The sequence below is a fragment of the Paracoccus sp. M683 genome (genome assembly GCF_007096355.1).
Classification (GTDB): domain Bacteria; phylum Pseudomonadota; class Alphaproteobacteria; order Rhodobacterales; family Rhodobacteraceae; genus Paracoccus.
This window is the reverse complement of sequence record NZ_VKDF01000005.1, coordinates 82,023-99,817: the sequence shown is the minus strand read 5'-3', so window position 1 is coordinate 99,817 and position 17,795 is coordinate 82,023. Positions and strand designations below refer to the sequence as shown.

The following is a 17,795-nucleotide window of genomic DNA, read 5'->3' as shown; positions in this document are numbered from 1 at the left end:
GGACCCCGGCCCCTATCTGTATCTTATCATATCGGCCTCGGCCGGGGTGACCCGACGCAGGCCGATCAGCCAACGCGCGACGCCAACCACCGGCGGATAGGCGGCGATCGTCGCGATATACTGCAAGATCACCTGCCCCAAGGCCGGAACCGGCAGCAGAAACAGAACCTGCACGACCCGATAGCCCAGCATCATCAGCCCGATCAGCAGCGCCACGCGCAGCCATTCAACCATGAAAGGCTGGTCGCGCCAACGGACCTCACGCAGGCGTGCGGCCTCGGACCCGGTCAGCACGAACGCCGCCCACAACCCGATGGGGCGATACAGCATGATGTCTTCCAGCAGGTAAAGCACCCCGATCAGCGGCGCGGGCAGACGGTCGGGCCGGCGCAGCACCCAGGCGAATGTCAGGCAAAGCCCAAGATCAGGGCCGGGCCAGCCGGTAAAGCCGCTGTTCAGCGGCAGGATGCGCAGAAACAGGATGCCCATAAAGCAGGCCGTGAACAGGGCCGAGCTGACAAGCACCTCGCGCGTGGGGGCATCAACCATCCGCCGCGGCCCCGATGGTGCCCAGGGTCGCATCGGCATCGGCCGGGCTGTCGGGCATGACCGGGCCGATGAAGCCGGCATCCCCCGCCGGGATCAGCGCGCCCTCGTCGGCCAGCGCCTCGGCCGGGTGCGAGCGAAGCACGCGCAAAAATTCCAGCCGGTCATAATCGGCGGCCATACGCAGGCGCAGCCGGCCGTCATTGCCCTCGACCACCTGGCCCACCAGCAACCCCGAGGGGAAAACCCCGCCATCGCCCGAGGTCACCACCCGGTCACTGGGGCGGACATTCTCGATCCCTTCAAGGAAATCCAGAACCGGCAGCGGGGTGTTGTCGCCGGTCAGCAACGCCCGCCGCCCCGAGGGCTGAATCGTCACCGGCACGCGCGAGGATGGGTCGGTCAGCAGCACCACCCGGCTGGTCTGGCGCCCGACACCGGAAATCCGTCCTACCAGGCCCAGCCCGTCCATCGTGGCCCAGCCATCGACGATGCCGTCGCGCTGCCCCACATTCAGCAGCACCGACTGGCGAAAGGCGGTGCCGCTATCGGCCATCACCACACCGGATACCGATGTCAGCGCCGGGTCGATGCGGACATTGTTCTGCGACAGCAGCTTTGCATTTTCCTGTTCCAGCTGCACGGCGGCCTCTTTCCAGGCCGACATTTTCTGCAACTCGCGGCGAAGTTCCTGATTCTGCTCGTAAAGACGCGCATAGGACTGAAACCCCGCAATCATCTGAGTGACCTTGGTGACCGGCGCCAGCGCCCATTCGAAGCTGGGAACGAAACGGTCGATCATCTGCGTGCGCATGCGTTCGGCACGCGGGCTGTCAATGCGCCAGAACAGGAACATCGCAATCAACAACAGCGCCAGCAACGCGATCAGCACGCGCCGGACAGGTGTGGCAAAGTCATATCCCTTGCGCGCCATTCAGGGCCTCCGCGCGGGCGTATCAGCTGTCGTAGTCTATCACGTGACGCAGCTGCTTTTCATATTCCAGCGCCTTGCCGGTGCCCAGGGCCACGCAGCTCATCGGCTGGTCGGCAAGGCTGATCGACAGGCCGGTCTGCTCGCGCAGCGCCAGATCCAGCTCGCCCAGCATGGCGCCGCCGCCGGTCAGGATCACGCCGCGATCGACGATATCGGCGGCCAGATCGGGGGGCGTGGCTTCCAGCGCGACCATCACGGCCTCGCAAATGGCCTGAACCGGTTCGGCCAGCGCCTCGGCGACCATGGCCTGACTGATCTCGATTTCCTTGGGGATGCCGTTCAACAGATCGCGACCACGCACCATCAGCGTGGCGCCGCGCCCGTCATCGGGCATGCGGGCGGTGCCGATGCTGGTCTTGATGCGTTCAGCGGTCGAGTCACCGATCAGCAGGTTCTGGTTGCGGCGCAGGTGGTTGATGATCGCCTCGTCCATGCGGTCGCCGCCGATGCGGACGGACCGGGCATAAACCACATCGCCAAGCGACAGAACCGCAACCTCGGTGGTGCCGCCGCCGATATCGACGACCATGCTGCCGGTGGGCTCGGTGATGGGCATGCCAGCACCAATGGCCGCCGCGATGGGTTCCGCGATCAGCCCTGCCTTGCGGGCACCAGCCGACAGAACCGACTGGCGGATCGCGCGCTTTTCAACCGGCGTTGCACCATGGGGCACGCAAACGATGATCTTCGGCTTCGAGAAGGTGGTGCGTTTGAACACCTTCTTGATGAAATGCTTGATCATTTCCTCGGCGCTGTCGAAATCGGCAATGACGCCTTCGCGCATGGGGCGGATGGCCTCGATGCTGCCCGGCGTGCGGCCCAGCATCAGTTTCGCATCCTCGCCCACGGCAAGAACCTGCTTCTTGCCATCCTTGACGTGATAGGCGACGACCGAGGGCTCATTCAGGATGATGCCCTTGCCCTTGACATAGATCAGCGTGTTCGCCGTCCCCAGATCAATCGCGATGTCGGTCGAAAACAGCCCGCCGAATGCCATGCCCGTATCCTTTCGCGCCGGTTGACCCGGCCTCTGCCTCGTTTGCAACGCTCGAAGGCCGGGAATCGACCCCCGGCCCAAGATTGGCCACATATAAAAGGCGATGGCCGCCGGCGAAAGCCCCGTTTCGGGGGACGGAACCGGCATTGGCGGGTTTCACGCGCCGTCACTGGCCCGCCACCCGCCAGGACCGGCCAGATCAGTGCGAATACATGCTGATCTGTTTGGAATCGCCGTCTTTGCCGACCTGTTCGCGCCGCACGATCAGGTGGTTCAGCGCGCCCACATAGGCCTTGACCGAGGCAAGGATCGTATCGGTATCGGCGGACTGGCCGTTGACGATGCGACCGTCTTCCTCCATCCGCACGCTGACAGTGGCCTGGGCATCGGTGCCCTCGGTCACGGCATGAACCTGATACAGCTGCAAACGCGCCTGATGCGGGAAGATCTGCTTCACGGCGTTGAAACAGGCATCGACCGGGCCGTCGCCGGTGGCGTGAACAGTCTTTTCCTCGCCATCCACCACCATGGTCAGATCGGCCGATTGGCCGTCGCTGCCACAGATCACGCGCAGATGCTTGACCTGAAGATGATCCTCGCCGGTATTGGCGCTGCTGTCCTGCATCAGCGCGACCAGATCCTCGTCAAAGACTTCTTTCTTGCGGTCGGCAAGCGACTTGAAGCGGACGAACACGTCCTTCAGCTGGTTGTCACCGACCTCATAGCCCAGATCCTTCAGCTTGGCGCGCAGCGCGGCGCGGCCCGAATGCTTGCCCATGGCGATATTGGCCTCGTTCAGGCCAATGTCGGCGGGCTTCATGATTTCGAATGTCTCGACGTTTTTCAGCACGCCATCCTGATGGATGCCGCTTTCATGCAGAAAGGCGTTCTTGCCCACCACCGCCTTGTTCGGCTGCACCACGAAACCCGACACCGCCGAGACACGACGCGACAGGCCCATGATCTTGGTCGTGTCGATGCGGGTCTTGAAGGGCATGATGTCGTTGCGGACGCGCAGCGCCATCACAACTTCCTCCAGCGCGGTATTGCCGGCGCGTTCGCCCAGCCCGTTGATGGTGCACTCGATCTGACGCGCACCACCCTCGACTGCGGCAAGGCTGTTGGCCGTCGCCATGCCCAGATCATTGTGGCAATGGGTCGAGAAGGTGATGGTATCGGCACCCGGCACCCGTTCCAGCAGCATGCGGATCAGATCGGCGCTTTCGCGGGGCGCGGTGTAACCCACCGTATCGGGGATGTTGATCGTGGAGGCGCCGCATTTGATGGCGATTTCAACGACACGGCACAGATAATCATGTTCGGTCCGCGTGGCATCCATGGGCGACCATTGCACATCGTCGCACAGGTTGCGGGCATGGGTCACGGTCTGCTCGATCCGTTCGGCCATCTGGTCCATGTCCAGATTGGGAATGGCCCGATGCAGCGGCGAGGTGCCGATGAAGGTATGAATGCGCGGCTGGCGGGCATGTTTCACCGCCTCCCAGCAGCGGTCGATATCGGGGAATTGCGCGCGGGCAAGGCCGCAGATGACGCTGTTTCTGGCGTTCTTTGCGATCTCGGACACCGCAGCGAAATCGCCCTCGGACGCGATGGGAAAGCCGGCCTCGATGATGTCCACGCCCATTTCGTCCAGCATGGCCGCGATTTCCAGCTTTTCGGCATGGGACATGGTCGCGCCGGGCGATTGCTCGCCATCGCGCAGGGTGGTGTCGAAGATCTTGACGTAATTCGGATCGGTCATTGCTGTGCTTCCTTGGCTTTCAGCGGGCTGTTCGGGGATGGGCCGGGCGCTTGACCTGCTAGAGCGGCGGCCCGGCAGGACCCGCTCAGCGCAGCGTAAGCAGCAGCAGACCGCGGAGGTGCACGGCCAAAGGCGCGCGGGAATGCGCGTTGGGGGCCGAGGCGATGTGTCGCGTCCGTGTCATGACGCGAACTATGGCCGCAGCGGGCCGGATTGAAAAGCGAAAAATCGCGCCATGCCGCCATAGGCCGGGTGCGAGCCGGCATTCGCCCGGCTGTCACAAACGGTCGGCGATGACGGTCAATGCGGGCCGAACCGAACCAAAGCTGGGCAATTCACTAAGTCGTGTTACAGTAAGATTGTTACGATACATTCACATAAGGCCGGATTCCAACCGGGCGGAGCAACGAAAGAGGGAAAAAATGACCGAGAAAATCGTCGTCGGCTATGACGGCAGCGACAGCGCGAAACGGGCGCTTGGTTTTGCCGCCGAACGGGCAAAGGCCATCAACGCCACGCTGGTCGTGGCGCATGTGCTGGAATGGTCGCCTTACTCTTTTCTGACGCCAACCGAGGTGGAAGAACGCCACAAGCGCCGCACGGAAGAATTGCAGCGCGCGGAACAGGCGCTGCTGGCACCGGCAGTCGCGGCGCTTGATACCGGCGGGCTGACGGTCCAGACCGTGCTGAAATACGGCCATATCGCCGAAACCCTTTGCAAGATCGCCACCGATAACGATGCCGCACAGCTGGTCATCGGTCGTCAGGGTCATTCGAACATGGCCTCGCGCCTGTTCGGATCGGTCGCGGGCACATTGGCGCAAGTGGCGCCCTGCCCCGTCACCATCGTGCCCTGAGCCCAGCAGCAGAAAGGACGACTGACATGACACGGAACGACATTCGAAAGACCACCCTGCCCGCAGTGGCGACTTCTGTGGTTGCGGCGCTGATGATGGCGCGTTCGGCCGGCGCATCGACGCTGGACGAGACGATCAACACGGTATTCGCCAATTCGACCGGCTGGTTCGTCAGCCTGATCTTCTCGAACTTCCCCGGCACAAGCTTTCCCTGGATCGTGGCCTGGCTGGTGGTGGCGGCGACCGTCTTCACCATCTATTTCGGCTTTATCCAGTTCCGCGCCTTTCCCCATTCCATCGCGCTGGTCCGGGGCGATTACTCGGATCCAAATGACGCGGGCGAGGTCAGCCATTTCCAGGCGCTGGCCACGGCGCTGTCGGGCACGGTCGGTCTGGGCAATATCGCGGGCGTCGCCGTTGCCGTCAGCGTGGGCGGGCCGGGTGCGACCTTCTGGATGATCCTCGCCGGCCTTCTGGGCATGGCGTCGAAATTCACCGAATGCACCCTGGGCGTGAAATACCGCAATGAATATGCCGATGGCACCGTCTCGGGCGGGCCGATGTATTACATGACCAAGGGCTTTGCCGAGCGCGGGCTGAAGGGCGGCAAGATCCTGGCCGTGCTGTTCGCCATCTTCTGCATCCTCGGTTCGCTTGGCGGCGGGAACATGTTCCAGTCGAACCAGGCCCATGCGCAGCTGGCCAATGTGTTCGGAGACTATCCGGGCTGGATCACCGGGCTGGTCTTTGCCGGCGTCGTCTTTGCGGTCATCATCGGCGGGCTGAAATCCATCGCCCGCGTGACCGAAAAAGTCGTGCCCTTCATGGGCATCCTTTACTGCGGCACGGCGCTGGTCATCATCCTGATGAATTATGACATGATCGGCACCGCCTTCGGCCAGATCTTCCGTGGCGCATTCACCTGGGATGGCGCCGTCGGCGGGGCCATCGGGGCGCTGATCCAGGGTTTCCGCCGCGCGGCCTTTTCGAACGAGGCCGGCGTTGGCTCGGCAGCCATCGCCCATTCCGCCGTGCGCACCAAGGAACCCATCACCGAGGGCTTTGTCTCGTTGCTGGAACCCTTTATCGACACGGTGGTCATCTGCACCATGACCGCCCTGGTGATCATCATCACCGGCCAGCTGGTCACCGATCCCAATACCGGGATGTTCATCCTGAACGAGGCCGGCACGCAGGTGAAAACCCTCGACGGCAGTTCCGGCGTGGCGCTGACCTCGGCCGCGTTCAGCAGCGCCTTTGGCTGGTTCCGCTATGTCCTGGCCATCGCGGTGATCATGTTCGCCTTCTCGACCATGATCTCGTGGAGCTATTACGGCCTGAAAGCCTGGACCTTCCTGTTCGGCGAGGGGCAGACGAAAGAGATCATCTTCAAGGTCATCTTCTGCATCTTCACCTGGATCGGCGCGGCGGCCAGTCTTGGGCCGGTCATCGACTTTTCGGATGCCGCGATCTTTGCCATGGCGGTGGTCAATATCATCGCGCTGTACCTGCTGATGCCGGTCGTCAAGCGCGAGATGAACAGCTACCTCTCGCGGTTGAAATCGGGCGAGATCCGAAAGTTCGCCTGATCGGGCGGCCCGCCCCGGCCTGACCGGGGCCGCCAACCGATCGACATCCGACCCGGCCGCATCGCCTTGCGGCCGGGTTTTTCCGTTCCGGTTCCGCGCTTTGCGCCGGATCCAGAACCAATTACCCGGCAATGGTATTTCCGCGCGCATTCGGCGGAAAGCTGTGGCAAGGTTGAAATCCGTGAAGTCGTTCAACTGGTGGGGGAGTCAATGGCTGCTGACCGCAAATTCGTCTATGACGACATGCGCATTCCGTTCATCCTGATCGTCATCTGTTTCGCGGCCTGGGGCATTGCCGCGAACATGACCGATCCGCTGGTCAAGGTGTTTTCCAAGATCTTCTCGATGAGCACGCTTCAGGCGTCCTTCGTGCAATTCGCGTATTACGGCGCCTATTTCTGCCTGGCGCTGCCCGCGGCCTTCATCAATCGCCGCTATTCCTACAAGACGGGCGTGCTGGTCGGCCTGGGATGCGCCATCGGTGGGGCCTTCCTGTTCTACCCTGCCGCGCAATCCATGACCTTTGGCTTTTTCCTGCTGGCGCTGTTCACGCTGGCGGGCGGGTTGTCGATCCTTGAGACATCGGCCAACCCATTTATCATCGCCATGGGCCCCGAGGAAAACGCCACCCGGCGGCTGAACTTTGCCCAGGCTTTCAACCCGGTCGGCACGAATATCGGCGTCTTTCTGGCCGCCACGCTGATCCTGCCGCGCCTGAACCCCGCCACGCCCGACCAGCGGGCCGCGATGCCACCCGAAACGCTGCGTGCCATCCAGTCCGAGGAACTGGCGGCCGTGATGACCCCCTATGTCGGATTTGCCTTCGTGCTGCTGGCGATCTGGGCGGCAATCTTCTTTACCCGGATGCCGACCGAACGCGAAGCCAGCGCCAGCGGCCCGCGCGAGGTGCATTTCGGCGCCACTCTGGGTCGGCTGCTGGCCAATCGGCACTATACGTTCGGCGTGGTGGCGCAATTTTTCAACGTGGCGGCGCAAACCTGCGTCTGGACCTTCACCATCCAATACGTGATCGAGGCCATCGGCGGCGACGAGGCCGGTGCTGGCTGGTATCTGCAAGCCAGTCTGCTGGTGTTTCTGGTCTCGCGCTTTGTCATGGTCTGGCTGATGGGCTTTGTCCGGCCTGCGGCGCTGCTGGCGCTGATGGCGCTCAGCGGGACGGCGTTGTGCTTCTATGCCATGGCCAATCCGGGCATGTCAGGGGTCTGGGCCATTGTCATGATCTCGGCCAGCCTGTCGCTGATGTTCCCGACGATCTATGGCATCGCCCTGCACGGGCTTGGCGAAGATACCAAATTCGGCGCGGCGGGTCTGGTCATGGCGATCCTGGGCGGGGCGCTGATGCCGCTGGTTCATGGCGCGGTCATGGATGCGCGCGGCGCGGCGTTTTCCTATATCGTGCCGGCCATCTGCTTTCTGGTGGTCGCAGCCTATGGCGTCTTTGACCTGCGATCCGGGCTGCGCGGGCATGCGCACGCCGCATAACCAGGCTTGCACCGCGCGCAAACCGGGTTTTCGCCCGGAACCCTTGCGTTTCTGCGGTGCAGCATCAATCTTTGACTCACAGCCACAAGGCTGACAGGAGAAGACTGATGCTTGGATATTTCGCAATCTATGGCGGGCGTTTCACCAACCGGCTGCGCGGCAGCCAAACCCGCCGCAGCTGGTGGATGGGCCAGTTGCCCCATGAAATCGCCGCGCTGAACGCGCGCTGACGATGCAGCATCCGCCCGCGCCGACCATTGCGCGGGCCGGTGCAGATCACAACCAGCTTTCGGGGCTAAGCTGCCTTTCGCGTCCGGCCCGTCCCATGCGCGCAAGAACCGGGGGCGAGACAAAGCGGCGCCCCGCCCAGTTCTGGACGGTTTCGCGAAACTCTTGCCGTTCCGTCTGATCCGCAAACAGCCGTGCCGGCCAGGGATGGGCGTCAAGCGGCGACAGCCAGAAGTAAAAGGCACGGTCATCCTCTTCCAGCGCATGAATCCCCTGCCAATTCACGCTCAGCGTCTGACCACCGGCCGAGAAATGCACCCCGTTGCGGTTGACCGTGGCCGAGATCACGCTGTCGATCACGCCCAAACGCCTGAGCCGCCGGCCCAGATGGCCGCGCAGCACCCAGCGCAACGGTCGCAGCAGCAAGGCCCCGGCCAGCACGAACCCCGCCACCGTTGCCGCGCCGAGCAGCAGAAAACGGCCCGTCTGCCCTGCCTGAAAACTCGGGAAATGAAGCCACAAAGCCAGGAACAACCCGATGGCCCCCGCCACCCACAGCGCCGGCGCCGCCGGCAGAAGCTGGGGCGAGCGGAAGGCCACCGACAGGTGATCGTCCAGATTCAGCGCAAATTCCCGGCGAAAATCGCGTTCGCGCGCCGATTGCGCCACCAGCGGCACCCGGCCGGGCTGATGCTCTGGCCCGCTCATGCGCAGGCGATCTGCCGCGATGACGTCACTCTGTCCAATGAACCGCGGTCAGGTCATTGGCCTGGGTCGGCGCGTTTTCCCACAGCCCCTCGATCCGGGCATCGGCCACGCCAGTCTTGGCCAGTTGGAACAGGAAGGCGTTGACTTGGTCGTCTGCGATCATGTCCTGCGCCTGTTTCAGCAGGTCGCTGCGCTCTGCCGGGTCGATGGCGGCCTTCAGCCGGTCCATCAGCGCGACGAATTCGGGCCGGGCATAGTGGAAATAGTAATCGGGCCGGGCATAGATATCTATGTCCATCGGCTCGGTATGGCTGATGATGGTCAGATCGAAATCACCGCCCTTGAACACCGTTTCCAGCCATTGCGCCCATTCCATATTGGTGATTTGCGTCTTGATCCCGACTGCCGCCAGTTGCGCCGCCACGATCTCGCCGCCGCGCCGGGCATAGGGCGGCGGCGGCAGGGCCAGCCGCAGGGTCAGGTCGCTGACGCCGGCCTCGGCCAGCAGCGCCTTTGCCGCCTCTGGGTCATAGGCGGATTTGCCGGTCTCATCCACGTAATCGGGGTGGTGGGGTGCGAAATGGCTGCCGATGGGCGTGCCAAAGCCGAACATCGCGCCGTCGATCAGATCCTGCCGGTTGATCGCATGGGCGATGGCCTGACGCACCCTGACGTCGCTTAGCTGCGGCAGGGCATTGTTCATCGCCAGGATGGTTTCGCCTTCGGTCGTGCCGACGATCACCTTGAAACGCGGATCGGCCTGCAACTGGGCCAGCGTTTCCGGCGCAGGATAGTTCGGAAAGGCATCCACATCGCCAGCCATCATCGCGGCAAAGGCAGCGGTCGGGTCGGCGATGATGCGGAATGTCGCGGTTTTCAGCGCCGGCCTGGCGCCCCAATAGCCGTCAAAGGCGCTCAGCACGATCCGGTCGCCCTGAACCCATTCCGCGAATTGGAAAGGGCCGGTGCCCACGGGTTTGGTGGCCAGATCGGCCGCGCTGGCCGGGTCGACCATGACCGCATCGCCCCAGGCCATCTTGAAGGGGAAATTCCCATCCGGCGCGTTCAGCGTCACACGCACGGTCTGGGGATCGACGGCCTGAACGCTGTCGATGCCCTCGAACAGGACCTTCTGCGCATTCACCGAATCCGCCGCCCGCGCGCGATCCAGCGAAAAGACCACATCCTCGGCGGTGAAATCGGCGCCATCGTGGAACTTCACCCCCGGATTCAGGTGAAAGACATAGACCTTGCCGTCCTGTTCCACATCCCAACTGGCCGCCAGCGCCGGCAGCACGCTGCCATCGGGGCCAAAGCGGGTCAGCCCCTCGAACAGATTGGCGTAAACAACCTCGTCGATGGCGGCCGCAGCGCCGCCGGTCGGGTCAAGGTTTGGCGGCTCCAGCACCATGCCCAAGGTGATCGCATCGGGCGGCGCGGCCAGGGCCATTCCCGTCGTCAGCGCCACGACCGCCGCCGAATTTTCAAGCCGCTTGACGATAGTGCCGAACATGATGCGCCCCCGGTTCCGGTTTTCAGCGATCTTTGGCCGCGCCCGCAGTCTCGTTCAAGCCCTTTCGGGGATCAACTGCTGCACCGCCCCCGCGACCAGCAGCCAGACCGATGTGATCACCAGACCCCAGACCGCCCAGCTTGACGGATGGAAATCCACCGCGATCGCCCACAGGCCGAACAGCATCCAGGCCACGGCCATGGGCAGTGAAATCGCCCGCCAGCGTTCGGTGCGAACCGGGTGGATGAATTTGATATTGGTGAACATCGCCGCGGCCAACGTGATCACGACGAAGGCGATGATGGTCCAATGCGGCTTTATCGCGAACAGAACCAGCACCACCATGTTCCAGCACGCCGGAAAGCCCGCGAATGAATTATCCCTTGTTTTCATGCGCGTATCGGCAAAATATATCACGCTGCCGTAAACGATGACAAAGCTGAGGAACCACCCCGTCCAGCCCGAAAGCAGCCCCGACTTGAACAGCGCAAAGGCGGGAATGAACACATAGGTCAGGTAGTCGATGATGAGATCCATCATCACCCCGTCATAGCTGGGCCAATGGGTCTTGACGTCAAAGCGCCGCGCAAGCGGGCCGTCGATGCCATCGACCACAAAGGCGACCAGCAACCACAGGAACATTTCCGACCAGTCCCCCTCGACCGCGGCAAGAACCGCGAGCATCGAGAAAATGACGCCGGTGGCGGTCAGCAGATGGACGGAAAGGGCCTTGGTGCGTGCGGTCATCCGCGTCTTTTCGCAGGTTGCAGCGGGGCTGGCAACCGATCAGCGCAGGATCGGCGGGCCTTTCGGACGTGCCGGGCGGGTGGCAGGCCTATCCTGCGGGGCCAGATCAAAGCGCAGCGCCGATTCCGGCGGCGGCGCGTCCGAAAAACTGACATCCACGCCGCCCGGCTGCTCGGGCAGGAAGGCCAGCGTCTCGGCCAGGGCCTTGGCGATGGCGGGCTGGTCCTCGGCCGGGGCCCCCGCGACCAGCAGCAGATGGCTGTCGGGTCCTGCGGCACCGCCTGCCACGCCAGCAAGCGCCGCGCCCGAGATCAGCCCGCGCAGATCAGCCAGCCGTTCCGCCAGCGGACCGGCCAGTGCCGCCAGGGTCGCGGCCGCAGGTGCCCGCAGGGCCAGCCGCGCCATTTCGGCCTGCGGCGCGGCATCCAGCGCGTGGCGCAGCCAGCCCAGCAGGTCGGCATCCAGCAGCATCTCGGACGGGTGGCCCGGATTGATCAGCAGCCCCGCCCCCGCATCGGCCATCAGCCCCGCCAGCACGCGACCCGGCATCGCCGCATAGGGCGTCGGCGCGTTCAGAAAATCGGCCAATCGTTCATCGGTATCGCAGGCCAGAGCCACCTGACCGCCCTCCAACGGGAACATGCGCAATTCGATGTCATCACCGACAGGCTCGGCCGTCAGCGCGACGCTTAGCCGGGTATCGGCCAGCCTGGACAGGATCCGCGCCCGCGCCGGCGGCTCGGCCTGGTGAAAAGGCGTGGTGGCAAGATCATCCAGCGCGGTCATGGCAGCGTCCCCTGTGGCGTGGCGCAATCGGGGTAATGCGCAACGAGGCAAAGGGCAAGCCGGTCAGCCGCCCCCCGCCGCGCCACCCGATGCGGCCAGTTCGGCAGCCACCGCGCCCCGCAATTCGGGTAGAAGCTGGTCCTGGAACCAGGGATTGCGCTTCAGCCAGCCGGTATTGCGCCAGCTTGGATGCGGCAGAGGAAAGACCCCCGGCCCATGGGCCCGCCAATCCGCCACCGTTGCGGTCACACCGCCAGCCGCCGCTGCGCCCAGATGCCAGCGATGGGCATGCCCGCCCACCAGCAGCGTCAGCCGCGGCTTCAGCAGCGCCATCACCCGGTCGCGCCAGGTAGCGGCACACAGCGGGGGCGGCGGCAGATCGGCACCCTTGGCGTCATAGCCCGGAAAGCAGAAGGCCATGGGCACGATGGCGACCCGGTCGCGGTCATAGAATGTCGCCTCGTCCACGCCCATCCATTCGCGCAGCCGCTCGCCCGAACGGTCCGTGAAGGGCCGGCCGCTTTCATGCACGCGCAGCCCCGGCGCCTGCCCGACAATCAGCAGCCGGGCCTGCGGCCGGAACCAGACCACCGGGCGCGGCGCATGGGCCGTTCTGGTGGCGGCGAACCTTGTGGCGCATAGCCGGCAGTCCGCGATTTCCTTCACAAGATCATTCATGTCAGCGGGCTATATATTCGATCTTTCGGCAATTTCAGTGCCGCAAAGTAACGATTTCTAAGCAACTGCGGGTCAAAACTGGACAGCGAGGGGGCACAGACCTATGTTCCGGCAAGCTGCCGCCGGGCGATAGGCGTGAACGGCCCCCTTAACGGGATTCAAGGACGGAACGGACACTCTCGCCAATGCTCGAATTTAACAATGTTTCCAAGTCCTTCTGGACAGGCAAGCAGCGCAAGGTGATCCTTGACCGCGCCTCGTTCCGGGTCGAGCTTGGCAATTCGCTTGGCATCCTGGCGCCCAATGGCACGGGCAAGACCACGCTGGTCAACATGATGTGCGGGTTGGAAAAACCGGATGAGGGCGATATCCGCAGCGACTGCCGCATCTCTTTTCCGCTTGGTTTCATGGGCGGGGTGGTGGCCCGGCACTCGGCCAACGAAAATGCCCGCTATATCGCGCGAATCTATGGGCTGGACCCCGACTATGTCGAGGCATTCTGCCGCTGGCTGACCGATATCGGCGAATATTTCGACATGCCGCTTGGCACTTATTCGGCCGGCATGCGCCAGCGTTTCACCTTTTCGCTACTGCTGGCGCTGGAGTTTGACATCTATCTGATCGACGAGGGCATGCCCCAGACCACCGATGCCGAATTCAACCGAAAGGCAGGCTCGGTCCTGCATGACCGGCTGCGCAACGCCACGGTAATCGTCGTGTCGCACCAGCCCAGCACCATCGAAAAATTCTGCCGCTCGGCGGCAATCATGCGTGACGGCAAACTGTATATGTTCGAAACACTTGACGAGGCGAGGCAGTATTATGACTACACCGCCTAAGGCCAGCCGCTTTCACCTGGACCGGATCGGGCCTGCGCGCGACGCCACTCCGCCGACGGATGCAACGCAGGCCGAGGCGCTGTCGGGGCAGACTGGCGCCCCGCCGCCGGGCGATGCCGCGGGGCCGTTCACCCCGACCGGCATTCATGTGACGGTGCGGAAAAAGGGCGACCCCGCCCCGGATCAGACGATTTCGGACCAGTCCGGGGACGATGTCACCGATGACCGCCGGCCTTCGGCCGAATCGTTGATGCAGACCGGCCCGACCGATGATGGCTTTGGCGACCGGCGTTTTCCCACGGCCGGGCCGCCCCCCGCCGGATCAGGCGCAGCCAGGGATGACGACAGTGCCGACGATCAGCCTGCCGTCCTGACCCCGGTTGAAGCGGATGATGATCTGGAAGCGAAGCTGGCGCTGATCCGGGCCGAGAACCTGACAGACCGGCAATTGCGCATCGCCCGCCGCATTGCCGCGCTGCACCAGATCGAGGTGTCATCCGATCACGAGGCCGTTCTGCGCCTGCGTGAACGCGGGATCGACCCCTCGCACCGCACCGCCGTCAGCCGCATTCTCTCGGCCGAAGGCGCGCGGGCGCAGGCGGCCCCGGCGAAGAACGTCCCCTCTGTCCTGCCGCGCGGCAAGGCCAAGCTGCCCGCGGCACCCAGGGCCACGCCGCCCGCCGTGCCGACGCCCCCATCCAAGCCGGCGCTGCCCTCGCGCGAGGAGATGACTGAGGAAAAGCGCGCCGCCGAAATCTATCGGATCCAGCAGGACATCGCGCGCCGCCGCCGCCGCAGGCTGGCCATGGTGTTCGTGCGGCTGGCCTTCTTCGTCTTTCTGCCGACCTTTATCGCCGGCTGGTATTATTTCAACATCGCCACCCCACTTTACGCCACCAAGTCGCAATTCCAGATCCAGCAGGCCAGCCCCGCCGGATCGGGCGAACTGGGCGGGCTGTTCTCGGGCACGCAGATGGCCACCAACCCCGATTCCGTCGCGGTGCAAAGCTACCTGACCTCGCGCGATGCGATGCTGCGGCTGGACCAGGATCTGGGTTTCAAGCGCGCCTTCCAGGACCCCGCGATGGATCCGGTTCAGCGGCTCGCCGCCGATGCCACGAACGAGGCCGCCTATAAGGTTTATCAGAAATCGGTGAAGATCGGCTATGACCCGACCGAGGGGATGATCAACATGGAGGTGATCGCCCCCGACCCGCAGCTTAGCCAGGATTTCTCGCTGGCGCTGATCGACTATGCCGAAGGCCAGGTCGACCAGATGACAGCGCGGCTTCGCGAAGATCAGATGAAGGGCGCGATGGAATCCTATCAGGATGCCGAGACCAAGGTGGTCGAGGCACAGCGCCGGGTGCAGGAATTGCAGCAGGACCTGGGGGTTCTCGACCCGGTTGCCGAGGGTGGCGTGGTCATGCAGCAGATCGCCCAGCTGGAAATTCAGCTGAACACCAAGCAGCTTGAACTGGGCACGCTGATGGCCAATCCGCGCCCGCAGCAAAGCCGCGTCGACACGCTGAACGGCGAGATTGCTCGCATTGAAGAAATGATCGCACAGACCCGCCTGCAACTGACGCAGGGCAACGCGACGCGGGCCTCGCTGGCGTCGATCTCGGGCGAGTTGCGCATCGCCGAGGGCGATCTGGCCACCCGCCAGGAATTGCTGGCCCAATCGGCGGCGCAACTGGAAACCGCGCGGATCGAGGCGAACAAGCAGGTGCGCTATCTGTCGATGTCCGTAGCCCCGATCCCACCCGACGAGGCCACCTATCCCAAGGCGTTCCAGAACACGCTGGTCGCGTTTCTGATCTTTTCGGGGATCTATCTCATGCTGTCGCTGACAGCCTCTATTCTTCGCGAACAGGTGTCATCATGATGAAAACCGTTTCGGTCGGCGACCTGAAGGTCGGCAATAACCAGCCTTTGACCGTCATTGCGGGACCGTGCCAGCTTGAAACGCTGGACCATGCCCTGATGATCGCGGAAACCATGGCCGAAGCCTGTGCCAAAGTCGGCGCCAGCTACGTTTTCAAGGCCAGCTATGACAAGGCAAACCGGACCTCTCTGAAGGGCCAGCGCGGGATCGGCATCGACGAGGGATTGCAGATTCTGGCGACGGTGCGCGACCGGATCGGCAGCCCGGTGCTGACGGATGTGCATGACATCGAACAGGCCCGCGCGGCGGCGCAGGCGGTCGACATCATCCAGATCCCGGCCTTCCTCAGCCGCCAGACCGACCTGTTGCTGGCGGCTGGCGAATCGGGTGCGGTGGTCAATATCAAGAAGGGGCAGTTTCTTGCCCCCTGGGACATGCCCAATGTGGCCGACAAGGTCGCCTCGACCGGCAATGACAGGATTCTGCTGACCGAACGCGGATCCAGCTTTGGCTATAACACGCTGGTCACCGACATGCGTTCGCTTCCGATCATGGCCCGAACCGGCTATCCGATCATCATGGATGCAACGCATTCGGTGCAGCAGCCGGGCGGCCAGGGCGGCAGTTCGGGCGGGCAGCGCGAATTTGCCCCGGTCATGGCGCGCGCGGCCGTTTCCCTCGGCATCGCCGGCGTCTTCATCGAAACCCATCAGGATCCCGACAACGCGCCCTCGGATGGGCCCAACATGGTCCGGCTGGATCAGATGCCGGCCCTTGTCCGTTCGTTGATGGCCTTCGACGCATTGGCCAAGGCCGATCCGCTGCGCCCCTGACCGGCCAACCGCGTCAGGCCAGGCGGCGGCCTTGACCTGGTGCGTCGCCTTGCGGGGCCACGGGGTTTCACCCCTGCCCCGGTGCCGCGTCGTCCCCAGGTCCGGCGCGCCCCAATGCCTGTCCGGCGGCATGGGCCGAGGCCCAGGCCCATTGAAAATTATACCCGCCAAGCCAACCCGTCACATCGACGCATTCGCCAATGAAGAACAGGCCCGGCACGTCACGGGCCTGAAGGCTGCGGGCGTCCAGATCACGGGTATCGACCCCGCCCAACGTCACCTCGGCAGTGCGATAGCCCTCGGAGCCGACGGGTCGCAGATGCCAGCTGTTGATCCGCGCGCCGATCCTGTCCAGCACCGGATTTGGCTGATCGGCCAGCCGGGCATCAGACAGCGCAAGTTCAACGGCGATGGCCTGCGCCAATCGCTCGGGCAGCAGACGCGACAGCGCCGTTGCCACGGCGACGCGCCCCGCCCGGCCGCGCTGTGCCTTCAGTTCGGCGGCAACATCAGTTCCCGGTGCCAGGTTGACGGCCAGCGCCTCGCCCGGCTTCCAGAAGCTTGAGATTTGCAGGATCACCGGCCCCGACAGCCCCCGATGCGTGAACAGCAATGCATCGCGAAACCGGCCGCCGCCATGACCGATTTCGGCCTCGACCGACAGGCCCGCCAGTGGCCGGCACAGATCCAGATCCTGCTGCGCAAAGGTCAGCGGCACCAGCCCCGGCCGCGGCTCGACGATCCGCAGGCCAAAGTCGCGTGCGATATCATAGGCGATCCCGGTGGCACCCATTTTCGGGATCGACCTGCCCCCCGTTGCGACGACCACCTGAGCAGCGTACAGTTGCCCGTCCGATGTGGTGACCGCGAAGCCGCCGCGTCCGTCACGCCTTACACCGGTCACCGCGGTCTGCAAGCGCAGTTCGGCACCCTTCATCCGGTCCAGCAGCATCTGGGTGATCTGCGTGGCCTTTTCGTCGCAGAACAACTGCCCCAGGGTCTTTTCGTGCCAGGCTATGCCAGCCCTGTCGACCATGGCGACAAAATCCCCCGGCGAAAAACCGGCCAGCGCCGAGGCACAGAATCGCGGATTTTCCGATAGGAACCTGTCACGCGCCGTGGCCAGATTGGTAAAGTTGCAGCGCCCACCGCCCGAGATACGAATCTTCTCGCCTGGCCGCGCCGCATGTTCCAGCACCACGGTCCGCAATCCCTGCTGAACCGCCTCGCCCGCGCAGAACAGCCCGGCTGCTCCGCCCCCCAGAATGATCACATCCGCATACGTCATACCGGGCGCATAGCGATCGCCGGAAAGTTGGGCAAGCGC

17 protein-coding genes are annotated in these 17,795 nt (G+C 64.0%); 7 read left to right on the top strand and 10 right to left on the bottom strand.

Features of this window, described 5'->3' with window-relative positions; translation table 11 throughout:
* Positions 1–12 precede the first annotated feature (12 nt).
* The 4 genes from FNJ84_RS10800 to FNJ84_RS10785 form a co-directional block, all read right to left on the bottom strand.
* Positions 13–549 carry a rod shape-determining protein MreD gene (locus FNJ84_RS10800; protein WP_143793142.1) on the bottom strand — a complete coding sequence of 179 codons (537 nt, stop codon included), beginning with the start codon at positions 547–549 and terminating at the stop codon, positions 13–15.
* Positions 542–1,480 carry a rod shape-determining protein MreC gene (mreC, locus tag FNJ84_RS10795; RefSeq protein ID WP_143793141.1) on the bottom strand — a complete coding sequence of 313 codons (939 nt, stop codon included), beginning with the start codon at positions 1,478–1,480 and terminating at the stop codon, positions 542–544. Before mreC ends, FNJ84_RS10800 begins: the two co-directional genes overlap by 8 nt.
* A 22-nt stretch (positions 1,481–1,502) precedes the next feature.
* Positions 1,503–2,537 carry a rod shape-determining protein gene (locus tag FNJ84_RS10790; RefSeq protein ID WP_143793140.1) on the bottom strand — a complete coding sequence of 345 codons (1,035 nt, stop codon included), beginning with the start codon at positions 2,535–2,537 and terminating at the stop codon, positions 1,503–1,505.
* A 199-nt stretch (positions 2,538–2,736) separates the two neighbouring features.
* Entirely contained in the window at positions 2,737–4,299 is a 1,563-nt protein-coding gene (locus FNJ84_RS10785; RefSeq protein WP_143793139.1) for a 2-isopropylmalate synthase, read from the bottom strand.
* Positions 4,300–4,721: 422 nt separating this feature from the next.
* Between FNJ84_RS10785 and FNJ84_RS10780 the strand changes: the two genes are divergently transcribed.
* The 4 genes from FNJ84_RS10780 to FNJ84_RS22360 all read left to right on the top strand — a co-directional run bounded on the left by FNJ84_RS10780 (position 4,722) and on the right by FNJ84_RS22360 (position 8,478).
* Complete coding sequence (locus FNJ84_RS10780) at positions 4,722–5,156, top strand: universal stress protein (protein WP_143793138.1); 435 nt, start codon at positions 4,722–4,724, stop codon at positions 5,154–5,156.
* 92 nt (positions 5,157–5,248) lie between these two features.
* Positions 5,249–6,745 (top strand): sodium:alanine symporter family protein, encoded by a 1,497-nt coding sequence (locus FNJ84_RS10775; RefSeq protein ID WP_143793494.1) that lies wholly within the window; start codon positions 5,249–5,251, stop codon positions 6,743–6,745.
* A gap of 210 nt (positions 6,746–6,955) precedes the next feature.
* Positions 6,956–8,248 (top strand): L-fucose:H+ symporter permease, encoded by a 1,293-nt coding sequence (gene fucP / locus FNJ84_RS10770; protein WP_143793137.1) that lies wholly within the window; start codon positions 6,956–6,958, stop codon positions 8,246–8,248.
* Between the two features lie 107 nt (positions 8,249–8,355).
* The gene (locus FNJ84_RS22360; protein WP_255471167.1) at positions 8,356–8,478 is read left to right on the top strand and encodes a hypothetical protein; all 123 of its coding nucleotides are present in this window, start codon (positions 8,356–8,358) and stop codon (positions 8,476–8,478) included.
* Between the two features lie 46 nt (positions 8,479–8,524).
* Here the strand turns inward: FNJ84_RS22360 and FNJ84_RS10765 are convergent, their stop codons facing one another.
* From FNJ84_RS10765 to FNJ84_RS10745, 5 genes are all read right to left on the bottom strand, one after another.
* Complete coding sequence (locus tag FNJ84_RS10765; RefSeq protein ID WP_143793136.1) at positions 8,525–9,184, bottom strand: YcxB family protein; 660 nt, start codon at positions 9,182–9,184, stop codon at positions 8,525–8,527.
* Between the two features lie 25 nt (positions 9,185–9,209).
* Complete coding sequence (locus FNJ84_RS10760) at positions 9,210–10,697, bottom strand: ABC transporter substrate-binding protein (protein WP_143793135.1); 1,488 nt, start codon at positions 10,695–10,697, stop codon at positions 9,210–9,212.
* Positions 10,698–10,751: 54 nt separating this feature from the next.
* Positions 10,752–11,444, bottom strand: coding sequence for a phosphatidylcholine/phosphatidylserine synthase (locus tag FNJ84_RS10755; RefSeq protein WP_143793134.1), 693 nt, complete (start codon positions 11,442–11,444; stop codon positions 10,752–10,754).
* Between the two features lie 39 nt (positions 11,445–11,483).
* The gene (locus FNJ84_RS10750) at positions 11,484–12,230 is read right to left on the bottom strand and encodes an SseB family protein (protein WP_143793133.1); all 747 of its coding nucleotides are present in this window, start codon (positions 12,228–12,230) and stop codon (positions 11,484–11,486) included.
* A gap of 63 nt (positions 12,231–12,293) precedes the next feature.
* Positions 12,294–12,908, bottom strand: coding sequence for a uracil-DNA glycosylase family protein (locus FNJ84_RS10745; RefSeq protein ID WP_143793132.1), 615 nt, complete (start codon positions 12,906–12,908; stop codon positions 12,294–12,296).
* A gap of 185 nt (positions 12,909–13,093) precedes the next feature.
* Between FNJ84_RS10745 and FNJ84_RS10740 the strand changes: the two genes are divergently transcribed.
* The 3 genes from FNJ84_RS10740 to kdsA are packed head-to-tail and all read left to right on the top strand — an operon-like array spanning position 13,094 to position 16,468.
* The gene (locus FNJ84_RS10740) at positions 13,094–13,747 is read left to right on the top strand and encodes an ABC transporter ATP-binding protein (protein WP_143793131.1); all 654 of its coding nucleotides are present in this window, start codon (positions 13,094–13,096) and stop codon (positions 13,745–13,747) included.
* The gene (locus tag FNJ84_RS10735; protein WP_143793130.1) at positions 13,731–15,635 is read left to right on the top strand and encodes a capsule biosynthesis protein; all 1,905 of its coding nucleotides are present in this window, start codon (positions 13,731–13,733) and stop codon (positions 15,633–15,635) included. The genes FNJ84_RS10740 and FNJ84_RS10735 overlap by 17 nt, the downstream gene beginning before the upstream one ends.
* A complete protein-coding gene (gene kdsA, locus FNJ84_RS10730; RefSeq protein ID WP_143793493.1) occupies positions 15,635–16,468 on the top strand; it encodes a 3-deoxy-8-phosphooctulonate synthase in 834 nt (277 codons plus the stop codon). Before FNJ84_RS10735 ends, kdsA begins: the two co-directional genes overlap by 1 nt.
* A 67-nt stretch (positions 16,469–16,535) precedes the next feature.
* Here kdsA and FNJ84_RS10725 read toward each other — a convergent pair whose 3' ends face one another.
* Positions 16,536–17,756, bottom strand: coding sequence for an NAD(P)/FAD-dependent oxidoreductase (locus tag FNJ84_RS10725; protein WP_143793129.1), 1,221 nt, complete (start codon positions 17,754–17,756; stop codon positions 16,536–16,538).
* Between the last annotated feature and the right edge of the window lie 39 nt (positions 17,757–17,795).

Coding starts and splice junctions, on each gene's coding strand:
- FNJ84_RS10750 (WP_143793133.1), bottom strand. CDS start 12,230: ATGACCGCGCTGGATGATCTTGCCACCACGCCTTTTCACCAGGCCGAG.
- FNJ84_RS10735 (WP_143793130.1), top strand. CDS start 13,731: ATGACTACACCGCCTAAGGCCAGCCGCTTTCACCTGGACCGGATCGGG.
- FNJ84_RS10755 (WP_143793134.1), bottom strand. CDS start 11,444: ATGACCGCACGCACCAAGGCCCTTTCCGTCCATCTGCTGACCGCCACC.
- FNJ84_RS10775 (WP_143793494.1), top strand. CDS start 5,249: ATGATGGCGCGTTCGGCCGGCGCATCGACGCTGGACGAGACGATCAAC.
- fucP (WP_143793137.1), top strand. CDS start 6,956: ATGGCTGCTGACCGCAAATTCGTCTATGACGACATGCGCATTCCGTTC.
- kdsA (WP_143793493.1), top strand. CDS start 15,635: ATGAAAACCGTTTCGGTCGGCGACCTGAAGGTCGGCAATAACCAGCCT.
- mreC (WP_143793141.1), bottom strand. CDS start 1,480: ATGGCGCGCAAGGGATATGACTTTGCCACACCTGTCCGGCGCGTGCTG.
- FNJ84_RS10800 (WP_143793142.1), bottom strand. CDS start 549: ATGGTTGATGCCCCCACGCGCGAGGTGCTTGTCAGCTCGGCCCTGTTC.
- FNJ84_RS22360 (WP_255471167.1), top strand. CDS start 8,356: ATGCTTGGATATTTCGCAATCTATGGCGGGCGTTTCACCAACCGGCTG.
- FNJ84_RS10740 (WP_143793131.1), top strand. CDS start 13,094: ATGCTCGAATTTAACAATGTTTCCAAGTCCTTCTGGACAGGCAAGCAG.
- FNJ84_RS10780 (WP_143793138.1), top strand. CDS start 4,722: ATGACCGAGAAAATCGTCGTCGGCTATGACGGCAGCGACAGCGCGAAA.
- FNJ84_RS10745 (WP_143793132.1), bottom strand. CDS start 12,908: ATGAATGATCTTGTGAAGGAAATCGCGGACTGCCGGCTATGCGCCACA.
- FNJ84_RS10785 (WP_143793139.1), bottom strand. CDS start 4,299: ATGACCGATCCGAATTACGTCAAGATCTTCGACACCACCCTGCGCGAT.
- FNJ84_RS10725 (WP_143793129.1), bottom strand. CDS start 17,756: ATGACGTATGCGGATGTGATCATTCTGGGGGGCGGAGCAGCCGGGCTG.
- FNJ84_RS10760 (WP_143793135.1), bottom strand. CDS start 10,697: ATGTTCGGCACTATCGTCAAGCGGCTTGAAAATTCGGCGGCGGTCGTG.
- FNJ84_RS10765 (WP_143793136.1), bottom strand. CDS start 9,184: ATGAGCGGGCCAGAGCATCAGCCCGGCCGGGTGCCGCTGGTGGCGCAA.
- FNJ84_RS10790 (WP_143793140.1), bottom strand. CDS start 2,537: ATGGCATTCGGCGGGCTGTTTTCGACCGACATCGCGATTGATCTGGGG.